Raw genomic sequence first — 17,608 nt, 5'->3', positions numbered from 1 at the left:
ATGTCTACGATCATCATGAGCCAGTGCTGGCCGCTACAAAGTCTGAGCGTCACTCAGAAGGCTGTGCTCATCTCCCTGGCCGATCAGGCCAACGACGATGGCGTGTGCTGGCCGGCCATCGGCACGATCGCTAAGCGCTGCTGCATGTCTGAGCGAGCAGTGCGCACCGCCATGGATCATCTCGAAGCGGTCGGCCTGCTGAGCCGTGAGCGGCGCTTTAACAGCAGCAACGTGTATTCGGTGACGCCGAGCAAGTTCGACGCGTCGGCGGCTGGCACAAAGGCCAAGCGCAAGGCCAAGAAATCGGGTACTGCACCGGGCGCACGGGGTGCAGTAGATGCAGGGGGTGCGCCCGATGCACCCGGGGCTGCGCCCGATGCAGGGGGTTCGGCACGGGGCGCAGGTCTGGAGGTGCGCCCCGTGCCGCCTAACCGTCATATAACCCTCATTGAACCGTCAGATGAACCGTCATCTCCGGCGGCCCTGCCGGGCACGCCGCCGGTGGTGGATTCCGAGACCGAGCTGCAGGCCGCATGCCGGGCTACGTGGACCGCATACGCCATCGCCTACCGGGCCCGCCATGGGGCGACGCCGGTGCGCAACGCGAAGGTCAACGCCAACGTGAAGCAGATCGTCCAGCGCCTGGGCCATGCCGAGGCGCCGCTGGTGGCTGAGTGGTTCCTCCGGGTCAACGAGCGGCTGGTGGTGCAGGGCATGCACGACCTCGGCCTGCTGCTGGCCCGCTGCGAGGCATACCGCACCCAGTGGGCGACCAATCGCCAGGTGACCGAGACGAGCGCGCGCCAGACGGACCAGACGCAGTCCAACGTCAGTGCGGCAGACGAAGCGAAGGCCATCCTGCGCCAGGGGAGGGCTGCCAATGCTGGCTGATCACGAACAGGACCGGCTCGTTGAGCTGCTGGTGGTTACGGCCGAGGTGATCGGCGACCAACTGCGCCCCACCGCCGCCGCGTACATGGTCGGGGACCTGTCCTGCTACCCGCTGGCGCAGCTGGAGCGCGCGCTGGCGGGCTGCCGCCGGGAGCTGAAGGGCCGCCTGTCCCTCGCCGCGGTGCTGGAACGCATCGACGACGGCCACCCGGCACCGAACGAAGCATGGGCGGTGGCCATCCAGGCAGCGGACGAGCGCAACACCGTGGTCTGGACCACGCTCACCCAGCAGGCATGGAACACGGCGCTGCCGCTGGTCCAGGCGGGCGACAAGATCGCTGCACGCCAGGCCTTCTTGGAGACGTACACGCGGCTGGTGAAGGAGGCGCGCGCTGCACGCCTGCCGGCCAGCTACGCCCCGTCGCTTGGCTTCGACCTCACCAGCCGCAATGCGGCGCTCACGGATGCCGTGAGCAAAGGGCTGCTGGCGCACGACCAGGTGAGCGACCACCTTCAGCTGACCGCGGCGACACCGGCCTTCAACCCGGTGGCCCTGTTGGCTGGGAAGGTCGAGGCCTCCCCGGGCGCCAACGCGAATATCCGCGCGCGCTTGGAGGAACTGGCACGGGAGCTGGCCGCCTGATGCGCTCGGACAACAACCAGCTCGACATCTTCGAACACGACCCGCGGCTGCAGGGGCCGGCGCTGCGGAAGCTGGCCCAGGCCTACCGCGACTCGGCAGATGAGGCGCTGAAGCAACACCAGTTCAGCGTGGTCATCCGAAAAGAGCGCCACGAGCACTACATGGCAGAGGCGAAGCGCATTGAAGCCGAGGTGCGGCGACTCTCGCGCGCCCCGCGTCGCCGCAGAACACGATCGAAAGGAGCCACACGTGACTGACTTCACCGCCTTCAGCACTCGCAGCATGTACGCCGCCGAGATCAATGCTGGGTACTCAGCCCGATTGAACGGTGCCGGGCTGAGCACCAACCCGCACATGGTGTGGATGGACACCCAGGATGAGCTGGAGCCGCGCAAGGTAAAGCCGCTCGGCGACAAGGCTCTGGCATGGCAGCACGGCTGGCGCGCCGCCGACCGTGACGAGAAGGGCCGGGGAGGCGCGCGCTGATGTGGTCCAGCGCGCCACCGCCGAGGAAGGCCGAGGCCGCGCGAATCGAGCTCGCCAAGACCGGTCCCTGTATGGCCTGTCTGGTGCGGTTCTCGCAAGGTTTGATGGCTCAGCGCCAAGTCGTATACGGCTGCGAATACAACCACGCCAAGTCGGGAAACATCCGGCGCGGCCACTTCTTCGGCTACGCGCTGTGCCAGTGGCATCACCAGCGCTACCGGCACGAGCACATGACTCAGCAGCAGATGGTGGACCGGTGGGGCCCGCCGCTGCACTGGTCCAAGAAGTTTCACGAGGCATTCGGTTCGGACGACGAGCTGATCGCCCAACAGACCTTCATCAACGAACAGAGGCAGGCAGCATGACCAGCAAAACCAATCCGACCCCGGCTGCCGTGCGTGCTTGGCTGACCGCGAACGCGATCGATGCGCCCTGGACGATGGTGGCCATCTGCGAAGGGTGTGCTGCGGAAACAATTGACCAGCGCAGGGCCGTCCGCGATGCGGTGCGGTACTGCGTAGGCGCGGGATTCATTGCGCGCACGGAGACCAAGATCGGACCTGTGTATGAGCTGACTGGGCAGGGGATGCGGCGAGTGGTGCTGACCGACGCCGAGCGGAAAGAGCGCCAGCGCGAGAAGGATGCGGGTCGTGCCAGGTCTGGCCGCCGGCCGCAGCAGCAGGCTGTAGCAGCCCCCAAGCGGTCGCGCGCTGCACGCGTGGGGATGCAAGCCGCGAATACGCCGGCACCAAGTGCGGTGAAGGCCACGCCGCCGGTGGAGACGATTGAGCAGTTCCTGGCGCGGGGCGGCCGGGTGCAGCGCCTGACGGCGCACTGGGAGCAGATGGAGCGTGCGGCATGAGCGACTGTCCCTTCGTCAACGAGGCTCGCTGGCTCGCGCAGGAAGCGCACGCTGGGCAGGTGGACAAGGCTGGCCGGCCTTACATCGAGCACGTCGCGCGGGTTGCGGCGGCAGTCGAGGGCGACGACGAGGCTGAGGCGGTCGCGTGGCTCCATGACGTACTGGAGGATCAGCCAGCCTTCTCGGCCAACGTCATGCTGTTCCCGCAGGCCGTGGTGGAGGCTGTGTTCGATCTGACGCGCGGCGTGAACAAGAGCCCGGCGTTCTACTACTGGAACATTCGGCAGAACCTGCTGGCGCTCAAGGTAAAGCTGGCAGACATCGCCGACAACAGCGACGAGGCACGCCTGGCTCTGCTGGACCCAGCGACGGCCGATCGGCTGCGCACGAAGTATGCAAAGGCGCGCGCTGCACTGGGGGCCGCATGATCGAGCTGGTGCTGCCCTGGCCGAGCAAGGATCTGTCGCCGAACGTGCGGCTCCACTGGAGCAAGAAGGCCGCCGCGACTGCCATGGCGAGGCAAACCGGCGCGCTGCTGGCGTTCCAGGCAGGTTGGAAGGGACTTCCGCTGCCGCCGGGCCGGCTGTTCCTGTGGCTGGACTTTTATCAACAGCCCCACAAGGCACTGCCCGATGACGACAACATGTTGAGGCGATTCAAGCCCTACCGGGACGGTATTGCTCAGGTCCTGGGGATCGACGACAAGGTGTTCATCACCCGGCACATGGTGCACGAAGAGCGCAGAAAAGGCGGGCAGGTGGTGGTGCGCATTACCGGTGCGGGAAATCTCAACGATCAACTGGGGAGTGAAGATGGCAAACGTCCGTGAGCTGATGGCCCGTCTGGGTCCGTCCACCGTCAAATTCGACACCGGCCGCGGCGGGACGCCCGACCTCACCAACCAGGACATTGCGGCTGCGCTGGGCATGGTTCCTGCCGGGCTGGGCCGGGAGCTGTTGGAGGCCTGCTGGTGGCCGGACGGCGCGGCCCTGCGCCGGCACAAGCTGCGGGACGCGGTGATCGCCCTGGTGACCCCTGAGCTGCGCCGGCAGCAGCGCCGCCTGGCTGACGCGCGCACGGAGCTGGGCCTGGCCGAGGTGTGCATGGGCTGGGCCGGGGCGGTGACGGCTGAGCAGCGGGCCGAGCGCGACCGGGCCGCCCTCCGTCTGGGCCAGATCAAGGCGCAGTGCTGGCCGATCAGCACATTGGAGTCGCTGCCGAGCCTGGCTGGTGCTGTGATAAACGAGATCGCCACCAGGCCGCATTGCCTTACCTGCGAGGGGCGCGGCGAAACGACGGTCGGGGATCTTCGGGTGGTCTGCAAGGTCTGCAGCGGGTCAGGACTGGGCGCGGTAAGCGACCGCCGGCGTGCAGCTGCCATCGGGCGCGATGAGTCTACCTATCGGGCCAAATGGCGCGGAGTCTACGAGTGGCTCCTGCAGCAGATGATCGAGTCGGAGCAGGAGGCGTGTTGGGCGCTGTCGAATGCTCTGAGCCGGGCTGCCTGACCGAGGCGGCAAGGTAGACTCTGGGAAAGCGGGCCGATATGGCTCGCTATTCACGGAGGAAACATGAAGTTCACTGATGAGCAGCGTCTGATCGTCTATATGTTGAGTGGCGTGCAAAGAGCGCTGAAGGTTCAGAGTGAGGTTGATCCAGAGTTCATTCAGCGGGTGGCTGTGGCTGGTGACGAATGGGCCATTCTTGAGAAGTACCCGTGGTTGGATCAGGACGGGAGTAGCGCGCCTGACTTCGTGGTGGAGACCCGGCATATCTTGCAGGCCTTCCGCATCATCTATCGCAGCCTGGAGAATCTATCGGACGCGGATCGCGAGCGAGCGCAAAGCGGCAGTAGTCGTCACGTTCTCACTTTCGATGGATTCGATGGGAACAATGAATCCGACCACTACAGCGCAGCGGCCTTGATTACGCAGGAGGCAGGGCGCTGGCCTGAGTTCGCCGCGTTGGCCGTAAATTCTCACCACCCCACGTTGCACAGATACAGAGCCATCTTGGAAGCGGTGTCTGACCATCAGTCGGCGAATCCAGGCGGGCTGCTCTCTGCTGACCAGCTCATCGAAGTGGCAGGTCGTGCGCGGCGAGCTCAGCTCGACTGAAGTGCGGGAGTGACACTCCCGCAGTTTTGAGGGTAGATTCCCTACCATCGCGCACGACCCAGCCCCGGCCAACCACCGGGGCTTTTTCTTTGCCCGCTTCCCAGACCGGATCAACCCTTGCGCCCAGCCGGCGGCGGGGCGGGCGCCCTGACAGAGAAAGCCCATGGCTCGCATCACTCCCCAACAAGCAGGCGGCGTGAACGTCGTGGCGTTCCTGGACATGCTGGCCTGGTCAGAGGGCACCGACAACGGCAAGCAGCCCACCAAGGATCACGGCTATGACGTGATCGTGGGTGGCAGGCTGTTCACCGGCTATGCCGACCACCCTCGCGAACTGGTGCCGCTGCCCAGGCTGGGCATCAAGTCCACGGCGGCCGGTCGCTACCAGCTGCTGTCGCGGTACTACGACGCGTATCGCCGTCTGCTGGGGCTGCCGGACTTTTCTCCGATCAGCCAGGATCTGATCGCTATCCAGCAGATCAGGGAGCGGCGGGCGTTGGACCTGATCAAGGCTGGCCATGTCGTCAAGGCGATCAGCTTCGTCCGCAACATCTGGGCGAGCCTGCCGGGCGCCGGGTACGGGCAGCACGAGCGGAAGCTGGATGACCTGCTGGCGGCCTACCGCAAAGCCGGCGGCGTGGTCGTGTCATGACCGAGGAAACCGTCCCGTGGTGGATGGCCGGCGGTCTCGCCGCGTTCTGGGTGGCAAGGGAAACGTGGGGGGCGCTGCTCTCCCGCCGTAAAGAGCGGACCGAGACGGACGCCAACGTCGACCTGTTGAACGGCTTGGTGCAGCGAGTGAAGTCGCTGGAGGAATCCCAGGCGGCGACCACGCTGCAGCTGGCCGAGGAAATTAAGTTGCGCATGACGGCGCAGGAAGAGGCCCACCGACTGAGGCTGCGGGTTATGTCGTTGGAGTCGGCCATGCGCCAAGTAGGCGCGGTGATCCCGCCGGAGATGCCCTGATGATCCGTCTCTATGCCCTGCTCGCCGCCGTGGCGATAGCCTTTTCCTTCTGGGCGGGCTGGTCCTGGCGCGGCGACCGCGCGAACGTGGCCGAATCTGACCAGCGGGCGAAAGGCGCAGAGGCGGTTGTCGATCAAGTGAACGAAGCTCGTGCAATCGAGCATAGCCAGGCCGACACCATGGCCACTATCGGAGCGAAGCATGAAGATGACCGCGCTGCGGCCCCGGCCGTCGCTGATGCTGTTGTGGCTGACCTGCGCTCTGGTGCTCTCCGCCTGCGCAACGACCTCGCCGCGTGCCACACCGGCCTCCTGTCCCAAGCCGCAGCCGGCACCCTCGAACGTGATGCGGCCACCCAGCGCCGAGAAGAGTTTGCGGGCCGAGTTGTTCGAATCGGTCGAGACGCTGACGACCAGCTCCGAGCCTGCCAAGCAGTAATCACCGCCGACAGAACCTTCAAGGAGACGAACGATGAATGACCAGCTGAGCGACGACGCACTGGCCCGCGCGTTCAATGCGTGGATGGACGATTACGTGAACCACCCGGAGACCTTCACCAGTACCACGGCTACCGCACTTGCGCATCTTCGCGATCGAATCGATGGCAGGGAGCCGACCTATGGTGAGGTTTCAGCGGCCACGCTCAAGGCCTACCTGAGCCATGGCGGAAGCGCCACTGGTCGAAGCGCTGCGTGACATGGTCGTGTCGTCCCACATCCACACCTGGTCCGATGGTCGGGGGCTGCGGCGCGTGACGGTCAACGGCAAGGAGGTGGATAAGGTGGTTTACGCCGACACCCATAAGGGGATCGTCCGCGTCCACGACATGCCAGCTCGGGTCCACAAGCACGGCAAGCGGTTCATCGAGAGGACCAGGCGCGGCAAGGTCGAGGTGGAGTTCATCTGATGCCAGGCTTTCCATCCAGCCATAAGCCACTGCCGAACCTCGCGCCAATTCATGAAGCGCAAGAGGCGAACAGGTATGGACAGGGGCGCGGAGGAAGGCCGTGGCGCCGGAAGCGTGAAGCCGTCATGGTCCGAGACAAGTACCGCTGCCAGCCGTGCCAGCTGGATGGCCGCGTGACGCTAGCGGTGGAGGTCGATCACATCGTGCCGCAGGCAGAGGGTGGAGACGACGGCGAGTCCAACCTGCAGGCCATATGCGGCGACTGCCATGAAGTGAAGACCAGGGCTGAGGCGGCGCGCGGCGTAACTCGTTCGCGTTTCGGCGCGCGCCCGCGCGGCGCCAAGCCCACCACCCCAGGGGGGGAGGGGGGAAATATCTGAGGCGATGTCACCGGACACCGTCTGCCCAGCCGTTTTATTGCACCGTCAATTCGAAAAATTCAGTTTTTGAGACCCAAACATGGCCCGCCCCCGCAAGCCCACAGCGCTGAAGGTGGTTGCCGGGACCGACAGGCCTGACCGTGCGCCGACCGAGGTGGCTGAACTGCCGCTGGTTTCGGACATTCCGAGGGCGCCGGACTGGCTGCCGAATGCCCACGCCATCAAAGAATGGGATCGGCTCGCGCCGATCCTCCACGCAAACAAGCTGCTGACCGAGGCCGGACTATCCGCCTTGGGCCAGCTCTGCGCCCTGCACGGAAAGACAGTGCAGCTGTACGCCGCCGGCGAGGCGCCAGTCGCATCCATGGTCGCCCAGCTCCGGGGCTTGATGAACGACTTCGGCCTTACGCCGGCAGCGCAAGGAAAAGTGAGGCCGAATGGCGACGCGGAAAAGCCCGGGAACGCGTTCACCGCGCTCGGCAAGCCGAGAGCCCACGCCGCCAAGTGATTACGTTGACGTAGCGATCGCGTATGCGCGAGCTGCTTCTTCAGATAGGTCCGGCCGATTTGGGCGGCTGATCAAGCTGGCGGCTAAGCGGTTTCTGGAAGACCTGAAGCGCGCGAAGAAGAAGGGCGCGCCGTTCTGGTTCTCCCGGGAACATGCGAACCATGCTTGTGGGTGGATCGAGCTTCTGCCGCACGTTGAGGGCAAGTGGGACACGCCGGAGATTCGGTTGCACCCGTCTCACGTGTGGTTCGTTGTCCAGTTGTTCGGGTTCCGAAAGGCTGATGGCACCCGGCGCTTCACGTCGGCGCTATTCGCCGTCGCGCGCAAGAACGCCAAGTCCACGCTCTCAGCGGCGATTCTTCTGTACTGCCAGTGCTGCGAGGACGAAGAGGGCGCGCAGGTTATCTCGGCGGCGACCACCGGCAGCCAGGCTCGCATCATTTTCAATGTCGCCAAACGGATGGCGGAGAAGATGGCGGACCTGCGCGATGCCTACGGGCTCGAATGCTGGGCCAACGCGATCAGCCGGGTCGAGACCGGAGCAACGTTCAAGCCGATCAATGCAAAGGCCAGCACGCAGGACGGGTTGAATCCCTCCCATGTCGGGCTGGATGAGATCCATGCTCATAAGACGCCGGACCTGCTGAACGTTCTACAGTCGGCTGCCGGCGCCAGGCGTAACCCCTTGTGGCTCTTCACGACCACAGAGGGATACGCGAACCCTGGGCCATGGTCAGAGATTCGGCAGTTCGCGACCCAGTTGCTCGAGGGGGTGTTCGGCGAGACGGCGGATCACTTCCTGGCGATCTTCTTCGCCGTCGACAAGGATGACCCGGACTTCGACGAGAAGGCATGGCACAAAGCCAACCCGTTGATGGACGTGAACCCCCATTTGCTGGCGGCGATTCGCAAGGAGTCCGTCGAGGCGAAGGCAATGCCTTCGAAGCTCGCGGAGTTCCAGATCAAGAGGCTGAACCGGCCGGCAGCCGCGGCCAACGGCTTCATCCTGTTGCCCAAGTGGAATGCGTGCTCTGGAGAGGTGGACCTTGACGCGCTGAGAGATGCGCCTTGCTGGGGTGGCCTCGATCTGGCGAGCACACGAGATCTCACATCGCTACGGCTGGTGTGGAGGGTGGACGACAAGATCATCACGTGGGGCCGTCGATGGGTTCCGGAATCGGCTGTGATGCAGCGGACCGAGCGGGGCACTGTTCCTTACGCCGGCTGGGTGGCAGCTGGCTTTATAGAACAGACCGAGGGCGAGGTCACCGATTACGCGGTGATCGAAAGGGCAATTCTCGACGTTCGGGAGAAATTCAACCTGCAGTCGCTGGCCTTCGATCGGTGGAACGCTACGGAGATGGTCAGCAGATTGGTGGCGGCGGAGGTTCCACTGGTCGAGTTCATCCAGGGACCGAAGTCGTATCACCCGGCGATGACTGAGCTGGAGCGCGCCTATATAGGCAAGCGCCTAGTGCACGACGGTGACCCTGTGCTCGCCTGGTGTGCAGCCAACTTGATCGCCCGTCAGGACGTGAATCTGAATATGGCTCCGGACAAGCGCCGCTCTCCGGACAAGATCGACGACATGACTGCATTACTGATGGCCGTCGGTATCAGTATTCCGGTCGCCGAAGAACCCAAGAAGAAGCTCGTCCTAATGACCCTGGGTGGAAACCGATGAATAACGAGAATCGCGCTTACAGCGTGTTGGAGGTCAAGTCCTACGACGACGACCAACGCATCATCACCGGCTGGGCGACCACCCCGGAGGCGGATCGCTACGGCGATATTGTCGAGCCGCTGGGGGCAAAGTTCGCCTCTGAGCTGCCGCTGCTGTGGCAGCACCGCCACGATAGCCCGGTCGGCATCGTCAAGTTCGGCAAGCCGACAGCCAAGGGCATCCCGTTCGAGGCCAGTGTCGCCAACATCACCACGCCCGGCGCGCTGAAGGACCTGTGCGACCTCGCCTGGCAGTCGGTAAAGGAAAAGCTGGTGCGCGGGGTCTCCATCGGCTTCCGCGCGCTGGAGTACAGCTACATGGACGGCGGCGGCATCCGGTTCACCGAAACCGAGATCTACGAGCTGTCCCTGGTCACCATCCCGGCCAACGCCGCGGCGACCATCCAGACCATCAAGGCCATGGACACCGCCGGCGGACGCCGCTCGGTGAACTACGGCGTGCCCCTCATCCAGCGCCAGGCGGTCCGGGTCGAGCGACCGGCCGGCGGCGCAGTGAAGTTGCTGCACTGAAGCACCGGGCCATGCGGCCCTGCGGGGTGGAACCCGCCTCCCAATATTGCAGGCACTGCCCGGCGTGGAACCCGGGCCGAATGGCTGCGCCATCAAGGAATTACCAATGAAGACCATTGCAGAACAGCTGGAAGCGCTCCGCGCGACCCGTGAAGCGCACCAGAAGAAGCTGGGCGAGATCGCCCAGAAGTCGATGGACGAAGGCCGTTCGTTCAACACCGCCGAGCAGGAAGAGTTCGACGACCTGGATGTCCAGATCAAAGCGCTGGACGGTGACATCGATCGCCTGACTCGCCTGCAAGCCGTGCAGGCCAAGTCTGCGGTGCCGGCCGCGCAGATCATCAAGGATCATGGCTCGGCCAACGTTGGCGGCCGCGCCCTGGACGCGGTGCAGGTCAAGAACACGCAGAAGCTGGAAAAGGGTATCGAGTTCGCTCGCTACGCCATGTGCCAGCTGAAGGCGAAGGGAAACCCGGAGCTGGCCTTCCGCCTGGCCGAGAAGCACTATCCGGAAAGCGAACGCGTCGTAAACACCTTGAAGGCGCAGGCCGAAGGTGCGGACCTGGGCAACATCATGAAGGCCGTTGTCGAGGCCGGCACGACCCTGGATGCGACCTTCGCCTCGCCGCTGGTGGATTACCAGACCTTCGCCGGCGACTTCGTCGAGTTCCAGCGTCCGCAGTCGATCATCGGCCAGTTTGGCCAAGGCGGCGTGCCCGGTCTCAACCCGATCCCCTTCAATGTCCGCATCGGCGGCCAGACCAGTGGCGGCAGCGCGAACTGGGTGGGTGAAGGCAATCCCAAGCCGCTGACGGCGTTCGACTTCAATGCGGTCGAACTGCGCTGGGCCAAGGTCGCAGCCATTTCGGTGCTGACCAACGAGTTGATCCGCTTCTCCAGCCCGTCGGCAGAGCGCCTGGTTCGCGACGCTCTGGCCGCAGCAGTCAACGAGCGCCTCGACATCGACTTCATCGATCCGGCGAAGGCCGCTGTTGCGAACGTGTCGCCTGCATCGATCACCAACGGTGCCACTGCGGTTGCGTCCAGCGGCTCGGATGCCGACGCCATTCGCAACGACGTCAAGCGCCTGTGGGCCCCGTTCATTGCCGCCCGCAACCCGCCGCGCAGCGCGGTGTATCTCATGGACAGCACCACGGCGCTGGCGGTCAGCCTCATGCAGAACCCGCTGGGTCAGTCCGAGTTCCCGGGCCTGACCATGAATGGCGGCACCTTCATGGGCGTACCGGTGATCGTGTCCGACTACATCCCGGCAGGCGTGGTCGTGCTGGTGAATGCGCGTGACATCTGGCTTGCTGACGATGGCCAGGTCACCGTGGATGCCTCGCAGGAAGCCTCGCTGCAGATGCTGGACAACCCGACCAACAACTCTGCCGCCGGCACCGCCACCTCCATGGTGTCGATGTTCCAGACGAACAGCACCGCATTCCGTGCGGAGCGTTACATCAACTGGCAGCGTCGTCGCGCATCGGGCGTGGCGTATCTGACCGGCGTGACCTGGGGTGATGTGGCTGACCCGGGCGCCGGTGGCTGATAGCCAGCGGCAGAAACAGGCGGGGCTTCGGTCCCGCCTCCTACGGCATCAGTGAAGTTCCCATGAGCAAGGTCGAGATCGAAAAGCGCGGCAAGGTCGCGCGGGTCCACACGCGTGTGGCCGACATGCTGGTGCAGCGCTTCGGCTACCAGCGTCGCGACATGCAGGCGCAGTCTGCCGTCGCACCGCCGTCGGCACAGCCGGACAGTCATGCGCTCGAAGCAAAGCGCGCCGCAGCCCAGTCGAAGCGTGATGCAGCTGAAGCGACCAAGGCAGCAGCGCAGGCCGCAGCCAAACAGGCACCGAAGAAGGCTGCGAAGAAGGCAATGCCGAAGAAGGATGCAAGCACGCCCGCGTCTGACAAGGACGCATCCGAATGACTGGTTTCTCGCCCCGTGAGCTGGCCACCGAGGCCGGCGTGCGCAAGTTCGGCACCGACTACCTGAAATCGCTGTCTCCGGTAGCTGCTGGCCCGGGGCGAGATGGCTGGCAGCCGCTGGTGCGCGAGCCGTTCACCGGCGCCTGGCAGCGGAACAAGGAAGAGCGGCCCGAGTCCGTGCTGACCTATCCGACGCTGTACGCCTGCCTGAACCGGATCAACAGCGATATCGGCAAGCTGCCGTTCGTGCTGAAGATCGAAGGCGCCGACGGCATCTGGCGAGTGGACACCGCAAACATCGCCTACTGGCCTGTGCTGCGCAAGCCGAACCCTTACCAGACGGCCCAGCAGTTTCGTGAATCGTGGATGCTGTCGAAGCTGACCCAGGGCAACACGTACGTCCTGAAAGGCCGCGACGAGCGGAACGTGGTCACGCGTCTGTGGGTGCTCGACCCGAACCGCGTGCAGCCGATGGTCTCTGACAGCGGCGACGTTTACTACCAGGTGAACTACGGCTTCGGAAACAACCTGCTGCCGGAGGACTACCCCGGCGACCAGCTGGTCATCCCGGCCAGCGAGATCATCCACGACCGCATGAACTGCTTCCACCACCAGCTGATCGGCGTGCCGCCGCTGTGCGCGGCGAACTGGGCGGCGGTCAAGAACCTCAAGATTCTGAAGGACTCGACCACGTTCTTCTCCAACGGCGCCAACCCGGGCGGCATCCTGACCGCGCCGGCGGGGATGTCCGATGAGGACGCGCAGCTGGTGAAGGAGTACTGGAACACCGAGTTCAAGGGATCCAATGCCGGCAACGTCGCGGTGGTAGGCGCCGACATGAAGTTCACCTCCTTTGCCTTCAAGGCTGCCGACTCGCAGCTGGTTGAGCAGATGCGGTATTCGGACGAGCAGGTGTGCCAGCCGTTCGGCATTCCTCCCTTCAAGGTGGGCATCGGCAGCGTTCCCGCCGGCACGAAGCCGGACGAAGTGAACCAGATGTACTACTCCGATGCTCTGCAGGCCCACATCGAAGCGATGGAAAACCTGCTGGACGAGGGTCTCGGCATTAGCCGCCCGCGCGGCATCGAGCTGGACCTGGAACCGCTCCTGCGCATGGATGTCGGCAAGCAGGCGCAGGTGGAAAGCACGCTGGTCGACGGCGATATCAAGACCACCAACGAGGGGCGCAAGGTGTTCGGCCTGCCACCAATCGAGGGCGGCGACACGATCTACAAGCAGCAGCAGGACTTCCCCATCTCCGAAATCCGGAACAACAAGCTGCCGCCCACCGCGGCGCAAGACCCGGATCCGGATCCGGAGGTGGTCGATCCGCCGCCTGACGACAGCGAGGAACGCCGCGCGCTGGCCCAGGAGATCTTCATGTTGAGGGCCCTCGAGGCCGCACGAGCCGAGGTGTTCCGCAATGACTGACCCCAAGGAGTTCGGCAAGCACATCGGCGCGCTGATCCGAGAGGCCACAGCCGCGCTGCGGCTGGAGCTGGAAGAGCTGAAAGCGCGGCCTCTGCAGAAGGGTGAAAACGGCAAGGACGCGGATCCGGTGGACGTGGAAAGCCTGGCTGACCTGGTGGTCAACAAGCTTCTGGGCTCGCCGCGGTTGATCACCTTGCTGGATGTGGCCACGACCGAGGCAGTTTCGAAGCACTTCGAAGCCAATCCGGTGCAGCACGGACGCGATGCGGACCCGGCGGCAATCGATACGGCGGTCAAGGCCGCTGTCGCCGCACTGCCTGTGCCGAAGGACGGCCAGGACGCGCCGCAAGTGACCGACGAGCAGCTGGCAGCTCAGGTCGCCAAGCATCTCGCTGCCAACCCGCCACAGGCGGGTGCTGATGGTGTGGGTATAGCGGGGGCAATGATCGATCGCGGCGGGGACCTGGTGATCACCACCACCAAAGGCGAAGCCGTCAGGCTGGGCAAAGTCGTTGGCGAGGATGGCCGGGACGGCCTCAGCTTCGAATCGGCGGCTGGCGTATATGACGCAGAGCGCGGTTTTGTGATCACCTTGGGCGCCGGTGATCGCCGCGCTGAGCTGGTGCTTCCATACATGGTGCACCGGGGCTTCCATCGCGATGGCATGGGAATGAAGGCGGGCCAGTCGATCACCCACGATGGAGCGCTGTGGATTGCCAAGCGTGACAACGCCTCGAGGCCGTGCCTGGAGAACTCGGAGGACTGGATCCTCGCGGCTCGTAAAGGCCGGGACGGTAAGGACGGGAAGAGCGTCAAGGTGCCGGCCGGGCCGGTGAAGCTGGGGGCCGGAAATGTTTAAGTTCGTCACCGAAGCTGACGCGCGCGAGCAGCTGCGCCTCGACAGCGATGCAGACGAGCGCTGGCTTGCTTTATGGATTCCGGCCGTGTCGTCCTCCGTTGCGGCATGGCTGAAGCAGGAGTGGCGTTTGTACGTGCTGCAGCGAGATAGCAGCGGAGATGTTGTCAGGGACGGTTCCGGCGTCCCGCTCCCTGTTTTGGACGGCGATGGCCTGCCCATCCTGCAGCCGGCCGTGATTGCGGCCACGCTGCTGGAGCTGGCTTCGCAGTACCGCTATCGGGAAGGCGAGGGCGAAAACGTGGTTCCGGCGGACGCTGGGCACGGGTACGTCCTGTCGAAGGCAGCCACAGCACAACTTGCTCCCCTTCGCAGGACTACGGTCGCCTGATGCCGTGCCAAGGGTGTATGCGCCGCCGGGCGTGGATAGAGAAATGGATGGGGATTGCCAATGAACGAGCAAAACGAGCTTTCGGAAGCACTGAAGGCATCGGCAGCAGCCCAACTGGCGCAGGCCGAGGCGATGATGGCTCTCGCCCAGGCGTTGGCGGAGAACGCGGAGGCGACCAACCGGCTGATGGACTACATCTGCCAGAGTGAGGACGTCGAGGCTGATCCGGAGGCGGGCACCTACATGAGCGGGAAGCCGCGGTGATTGCCGCCGGCCGCCTTCGCCACCGGGTGCTGATACAGAACCCCGTGGAGAGCCAGGATCCCGGATCCGGCGCACCCATCACGACGTGGGCCGATCTGGCTACGGTGTTCGCCGAAGTGGTTCCGGCGTCCGTCCGCGAGTTCGTGGCCGCCCAAGCTATCGACAGCGAGGTGACCGCCCGCATTACCATCCGGCACCGTGCTGGCGTCACCGACAAGAGTCGCATCATCCACAGGGGGCAGGTCTACAACGTCCACGGCGTGCTGGCCGACCCGGTCAGCGGGCTGGAATACATGACGCTGCCATGCAGCGAAGGCGTCAACGATGGCTGACAACATCCGGTTCGACGTCAGTGGCCTGGACGGCGTGAAGGCGAAGATGGCCCAGCTGAAGAACGAGGCCAATGCCAAGGGCGGTCGCGCCGCGCTGCGGAAGGCGACCGGCGTCCTGCGTGCTCAGGCGCAGAGCAACGCCCGCCGCCTGGACGACCATGAGACGGGCGAGGAGATCTGGAAGAACATCGATCTGCGCTGGGACGGCCGAGCGTTCAAGCGCGACGGGCAGCTGGCCTTCCGGCTGGGTGTGCTCGGCGGTGCCAGGCAGTACGGCAACACCCGTGAGAACCACCGCAAGCGTCGCACTGGCCAGACCTATGCAACGGAGGGCAGCTCCAGCAATCCCGGCGGCGACACCTGGTACTGGCGCCACGTGGAGCTGGGCACGGCCAAGGTGGCCGCCCGCCCATTCCTGCGGCCGGTGGCCGAGCAGGCCGGACAGAAGGCGGTAGATACCTTCGCGCTCGAGTTCAACCGCGCGCTCGACCGCGCACTTGCCAAGCAGTCAAAGGCGGCAAAGAAATGATCGCCCCAATTTTCCAGGCCTGCATCGCCAACGCCGCGGTGCTGGCTCTGTTTGGCAGCAACCCGACACGGGTCTATCCGTTCGGACTGGTAGAGAAGCCGCCGGCGCGGCCCTACGTCGTCTGGCAGACCATCGGCGGAGAACCGGCTCAGTACCTGGGCGACCGCCCTGACGTGGACGGGTACTCGCTGCAGATCGACGTCTACAGCGACGACCCGGTCTCGCTGCTGCCGGCGACGCGGGCTATCCGCGACGCGATCGAGGGACAGGCCTACGTGACCCGCTGGGGTGACCAGGTGAAAGACCCCGAAACCAAGCTGTACCGCTACTCGTTTGACGTGGACTGGCTCGTGCCGCGCTGAAGACGTTCGTCCGTTTCACCCACCCACGCCCCGCACTGCGGGGTTTTTTTATGCCCGCAGGGAGACATTCATGAGCATGCTGACGCAAGGCACCCAGCTGTACGGCCTGATCAATGGCCAGATCCGCGAGATCGAGTGCATCACCAACTTCAACCCCGGCGCGAACCCCGCGGACCAGATCGAAGACACCTGCCTGTCCGAGACCAAGGCACGGTCCTACAAGAAGGGCCTGCGCACGCCTGGGCAGGCTTCGGTCACGATCAACGCAGATCCGCGCAACGAGAGTCACTATCTGATGTGGCAGCTCGGTGAGGACGATTCCGACGAGAAGATCCAGTGGGCTATCGGCTGGTCTGATGGCGTGGACATCGCCCCCACGCTGGCGCCGGGCGGCTCCATCAGCGGCGTCAACGTCACCAGCGGCGGCACTGGCTATACCAGCGCGCCGACCGTGACCCTGACGGGCGGCGGCGGCAGCGGCGCCACGGCAACCGCCATCGTGGACAGCGGCTCGGTGATCGGGGTCTCCATCACCAATCCGGGCACCGGCTACACGAGTGTGCCGACGGTGGCCTTCAACGGCGGTGCCGGCACCGGTGCGGCGGCAACGGCCCAGCGCAACAGCGAGCCGGAGATGGTGCTGCCCGAGGGTAGGACCTGGTACACGTTCCTCGGCTACGTCGCCGACTTTCCCTTCGACTTCCAGGCCAACGCTGTGGTTTCCACCGCTGCGAGCCTGCAGCGCTCTGGCGCCGGCGTCTGGGTCCGTAAGGTGGTGACCCCGTGACCGCAGCGAAGCCCCAGGGCCGGAAGCGGGCGGCGCCGCCGGCGTCCGTCCCGAGGAGCAAGGTGGTATCCCTTTCGATCGCTGGCCTGCTGCAGGCCGGCGCCTTCACCGGCCGCCCGGTCGAGAAGGAGATCAGCTGGCGCCAGGGCGAGCAGGAGTTCACCGCCACGGTGTTCGTGCGGCCGCTGGGCTTCCAGTCCGCCATCTCCGACGTGCTCGCCGCAGGCGGGCGCCAGGACAGCGTGGCCGGCCGTATCGCGGCCTCCATCTGCGATGAGCAGGGAAAGCCCGTCTTCACCGTAGGTGACATCACCGGTGCGTCGGATGCGGACCGCGGCGCGCTGGATGGCGCCCTGACCCTGGCGCTGCTGAGCGCCATCGGCGAGGTGAACTCGCTGGGAAAAGCTACGAGCTAACACCGGAAGACGAGTTCTGGTGCGAGCTGGTGCTTAACGGCATCGGCGGCGAAACCATTGCTGTGGCGAAGGAACGCCTCAGCGCTCGCGAGGTGAGGCTCTGGGCTGCATACCGGGAACGCCACGGAGGCTTGAACCCGATGATGCGCGCCGATTGGAACGCTGGCCTGCTGGCCAGCCTGTTCGCCAACAGCAAGCGCAAGCCGTCAGCCCCGGCATTCCAAGTAACTGACTTCCTTCGATACCAGAAAGCGGAGCCGATCGGCCTTGATGAGGCGATGGCGAGCTGGGGATAA

The 17,608-nt window shown here is 64.9% G+C and carries 30 protein-coding genes; all 30 read left to right on the top strand.

All coding sequences use genetic code 11. The annotated features are described in order from the left end of the window. The 30 genes from ABE483_RS05305 (at position 1) to ABE483_RS05160 (ending at position 17,608) form a co-directional block, all read left to right on the top strand. Positions 1-891 (top strand): helix-turn-helix domain-containing protein, encoded by an 891-nt coding sequence (locus ABE483_RS05305; protein WP_346481265.1) that lies wholly within the window; start codon positions 1-3, stop codon positions 889-891. Beyond that, positions 881-1,534 (top strand): hypothetical protein, encoded by a 654-nt coding sequence (locus tag ABE483_RS05300; RefSeq protein ID WP_346481264.1) that lies wholly within the window; start codon positions 881-883, stop codon positions 1,532-1,534. Before ABE483_RS05305 ends, ABE483_RS05300 begins: the two co-directional genes overlap by 11 nt. Then, positions 1,534-1,791: a hypothetical protein gene (locus tag ABE483_RS05295; protein WP_346481263.1), complete on the top strand. Its 258-nt coding sequence runs from the start codon at positions 1,534-1,536 to the stop codon at positions 1,789-1,791. Before ABE483_RS05300 ends, ABE483_RS05295 begins: the two co-directional genes overlap by 1 nt. Beyond that, entirely contained in the window at positions 1,784-2,020 is a 237-nt protein-coding gene (locus ABE483_RS05290; RefSeq protein ID WP_346481262.1) for a hypothetical protein, read from the top strand. The genes ABE483_RS05295 and ABE483_RS05290 overlap by 8 nt, the downstream gene beginning before the upstream one ends. Further along, positions 2,020-2,385 carry a Ref family recombination enhancement nuclease gene (locus ABE483_RS05285; RefSeq protein WP_346481261.1) on the top strand — a complete coding sequence of 122 codons (366 nt, stop codon included), beginning with the start codon at positions 2,020-2,022 and terminating at the stop codon, positions 2,383-2,385. The genes ABE483_RS05290 and ABE483_RS05285 overlap by 1 nt, the downstream gene beginning before the upstream one ends. Further along, entirely contained in the window at positions 2,382-2,882 is a 501-nt protein-coding gene (locus tag ABE483_RS05280; protein WP_346481260.1) for a hypothetical protein, read from the top strand. Before ABE483_RS05285 ends, ABE483_RS05280 begins: the two co-directional genes overlap by 4 nt. Beyond that, positions 2,879-3,310, top strand: coding sequence for a phosphohydrolase (locus ABE483_RS05275; RefSeq protein WP_346481259.1), 432 nt, complete (start codon positions 2,879-2,881; stop codon positions 3,308-3,310). The genes ABE483_RS05280 and ABE483_RS05275 overlap by 4 nt, the downstream gene beginning before the upstream one ends. Further along, positions 3,307-3,711, top strand: a complete 405-nt coding sequence (locus ABE483_RS05270) for a hypothetical protein (protein WP_346481258.1) — start codon at positions 3,307-3,309, stop codon at positions 3,709-3,711. The genes ABE483_RS05275 and ABE483_RS05270 overlap by 4 nt, the downstream gene beginning before the upstream one ends. Beyond that, entirely contained in the window at positions 3,695-4,390 is a 696-nt protein-coding gene (locus ABE483_RS05265; RefSeq protein ID WP_346481257.1) for a hypothetical protein, read from the top strand. Before ABE483_RS05270 ends, ABE483_RS05265 begins: the two co-directional genes overlap by 17 nt. A gap of 63 nt (positions 4,391-4,453) precedes the next feature. Next, positions 4,454-4,999 carry a YfbU family protein gene (locus ABE483_RS05260; protein ID WP_346481256.1) on the top strand — a complete coding sequence of 182 codons (546 nt, stop codon included), beginning with the start codon at positions 4,454-4,456 and terminating at the stop codon, positions 4,997-4,999. A gap of 163 nt (positions 5,000-5,162) precedes the next feature. Further along, complete coding sequence (locus ABE483_RS05255; RefSeq protein ID WP_346481255.1) at positions 5,163-5,651, top strand: glycoside hydrolase family 104 protein; 489 nt, start codon at positions 5,163-5,165, stop codon at positions 5,649-5,651. Further along, positions 5,648-5,965 (top strand): hypothetical protein, encoded by a 318-nt coding sequence (locus tag ABE483_RS05250; RefSeq protein WP_070427046.1) that lies wholly within the window; start codon positions 5,648-5,650, stop codon positions 5,963-5,965. Before ABE483_RS05255 ends, ABE483_RS05250 begins: the two co-directional genes overlap by 4 nt. Next, positions 5,965-6,444: a lysis system i-spanin subunit Rz gene (locus ABE483_RS05245; protein ID WP_346481254.1), complete on the top strand. Its 480-nt coding sequence runs from the start codon at positions 5,965-5,967 to the stop codon at positions 6,442-6,444. Before ABE483_RS05250 ends, ABE483_RS05245 begins: the two co-directional genes overlap by 1 nt. Next, entirely contained in the window at positions 6,437-6,661 is a 225-nt protein-coding gene (locus ABE483_RS05240; protein ID WP_346481253.1) for a hypothetical protein, read from the top strand. Before ABE483_RS05245 ends, ABE483_RS05240 begins: the two co-directional genes overlap by 8 nt. Continuing rightward, the gene (locus tag ABE483_RS05235) at positions 6,627-6,872 is read left to right on the top strand and encodes a hypothetical protein (protein WP_346481252.1); all 246 of its coding nucleotides are present in this window, start codon (positions 6,627-6,629) and stop codon (positions 6,870-6,872) included. Before ABE483_RS05240 ends, ABE483_RS05235 begins: the two co-directional genes overlap by 35 nt. 459 nt (positions 6,873-7,331) lie before the next feature. Continuing rightward, positions 7,332-7,760, top strand: coding sequence for a hypothetical protein (locus tag ABE483_RS05230; RefSeq protein WP_266084487.1), 429 nt, complete (start codon positions 7,332-7,334; stop codon positions 7,758-7,760). Continuing rightward, positions 7,690-9,444: a terminase TerL endonuclease subunit gene (locus ABE483_RS05225; RefSeq protein ID WP_346481251.1), complete on the top strand. Its 1,755-nt coding sequence runs from the start codon at positions 7,690-7,692 to the stop codon at positions 9,442-9,444. The genes ABE483_RS05230 and ABE483_RS05225 overlap by 71 nt, the downstream gene beginning before the upstream one ends. Further along, complete coding sequence (locus tag ABE483_RS05220) at positions 9,441-10,013, top strand: HK97 family phage prohead protease (RefSeq protein WP_346481250.1); 573 nt, start codon at positions 9,441-9,443, stop codon at positions 10,011-10,013. The genes ABE483_RS05225 and ABE483_RS05220 overlap by 4 nt, the downstream gene beginning before the upstream one ends. 106 nt (positions 10,014-10,119) lie before the next feature. Further along, entirely contained in the window at positions 10,120-11,565 is a 1,446-nt protein-coding gene (locus tag ABE483_RS05215) for a phage major capsid protein (RefSeq protein ID WP_346481249.1), read from the top strand. Positions 11,566-11,627: 62 nt separating this feature from the next. Beyond that, positions 11,628-11,945, top strand: coding sequence for a hypothetical protein (locus ABE483_RS05210; RefSeq protein WP_346481248.1), 318 nt, complete (start codon positions 11,628-11,630; stop codon positions 11,943-11,945). Further along, a complete protein-coding gene (locus ABE483_RS05205; RefSeq protein WP_346481247.1) occupies positions 11,942-13,375 on the top strand; it encodes a phage portal protein in 1,434 nt (477 codons plus the stop codon). The genes ABE483_RS05210 and ABE483_RS05205 overlap by 4 nt, the downstream gene beginning before the upstream one ends. Continuing rightward, positions 13,368-14,234, top strand: a complete 867-nt coding sequence (locus tag ABE483_RS05200) for a hypothetical protein (protein WP_346481246.1) — start codon at positions 13,368-13,370, stop codon at positions 14,232-14,234. Before ABE483_RS05205 ends, ABE483_RS05200 begins: the two co-directional genes overlap by 8 nt. Beyond that, positions 14,227-14,622 carry a hypothetical protein gene (locus tag ABE483_RS05195; RefSeq protein WP_346481245.1) on the top strand — a complete coding sequence of 132 codons (396 nt, stop codon included), beginning with the start codon at positions 14,227-14,229 and terminating at the stop codon, positions 14,620-14,622. The genes ABE483_RS05200 and ABE483_RS05195 overlap by 8 nt, the downstream gene beginning before the upstream one ends. Positions 14,623-14,682: 60 nt before the next feature. Further along, complete coding sequence (locus ABE483_RS05190) at positions 14,683-14,886, top strand: hypothetical protein (RefSeq protein ID WP_346481244.1); 204 nt, start codon at positions 14,683-14,685, stop codon at positions 14,884-14,886. Continuing rightward, complete coding sequence (locus tag ABE483_RS05185; protein ID WP_216636695.1) at positions 14,883-15,218, top strand: phage head closure protein; 336 nt, start codon at positions 14,883-14,885, stop codon at positions 15,216-15,218. The genes ABE483_RS05190 and ABE483_RS05185 overlap by 4 nt, the downstream gene beginning before the upstream one ends. After that, entirely contained in the window at positions 15,211-15,747 is a 537-nt protein-coding gene (locus ABE483_RS05180) for an HK97-gp10 family putative phage morphogenesis protein (RefSeq protein WP_346481243.1), read from the top strand. The genes ABE483_RS05185 and ABE483_RS05180 overlap by 8 nt, the downstream gene beginning before the upstream one ends. Beyond that, positions 15,744-16,109, top strand: coding sequence for a DUF3168 domain-containing protein (locus ABE483_RS05175; protein ID WP_346481242.1), 366 nt, complete (start codon positions 15,744-15,746; stop codon positions 16,107-16,109). The genes ABE483_RS05180 and ABE483_RS05175 overlap by 4 nt, the downstream gene beginning before the upstream one ends. Positions 16,110-16,179: 70 nt before the next feature. Further along, positions 16,180-16,896 (top strand): phage tail tube protein, encoded by a 717-nt coding sequence (locus ABE483_RS05170; protein WP_346481241.1) that lies wholly within the window; start codon positions 16,180-16,182, stop codon positions 16,894-16,896. A gap of 62 nt (positions 16,897-16,958) precedes the next feature. Further along, positions 16,959-17,312 carry a phage tail assembly chaperone family protein, TAC gene (locus tag ABE483_RS05165; RefSeq protein WP_346481240.1) on the top strand — a complete coding sequence of 118 codons (354 nt, stop codon included), beginning with the start codon at positions 16,959-16,961 and terminating at the stop codon, positions 17,310-17,312. A gap of 29 nt (positions 17,313-17,341) precedes the next feature. Next, the gene (locus tag ABE483_RS05160; protein ID WP_266084474.1) at positions 17,342-17,608 is read left to right on the top strand and encodes a hypothetical protein; all 267 of its coding nucleotides are present in this window, start codon (positions 17,342-17,344) and stop codon (positions 17,606-17,608) included.

Source organism: Stenotrophomonas sp. TWI602, assembly GCF_039674045.1.
Lineage (GTDB): Bacteria > Pseudomonadota > Gammaproteobacteria > Xanthomonadales > Xanthomonadaceae > Stenotrophomonas.
The sequence above is the reverse complement of the archived record's forward strand: the minus strand, read 5'-3'. Positions and strand labels throughout refer to the sequence as shown.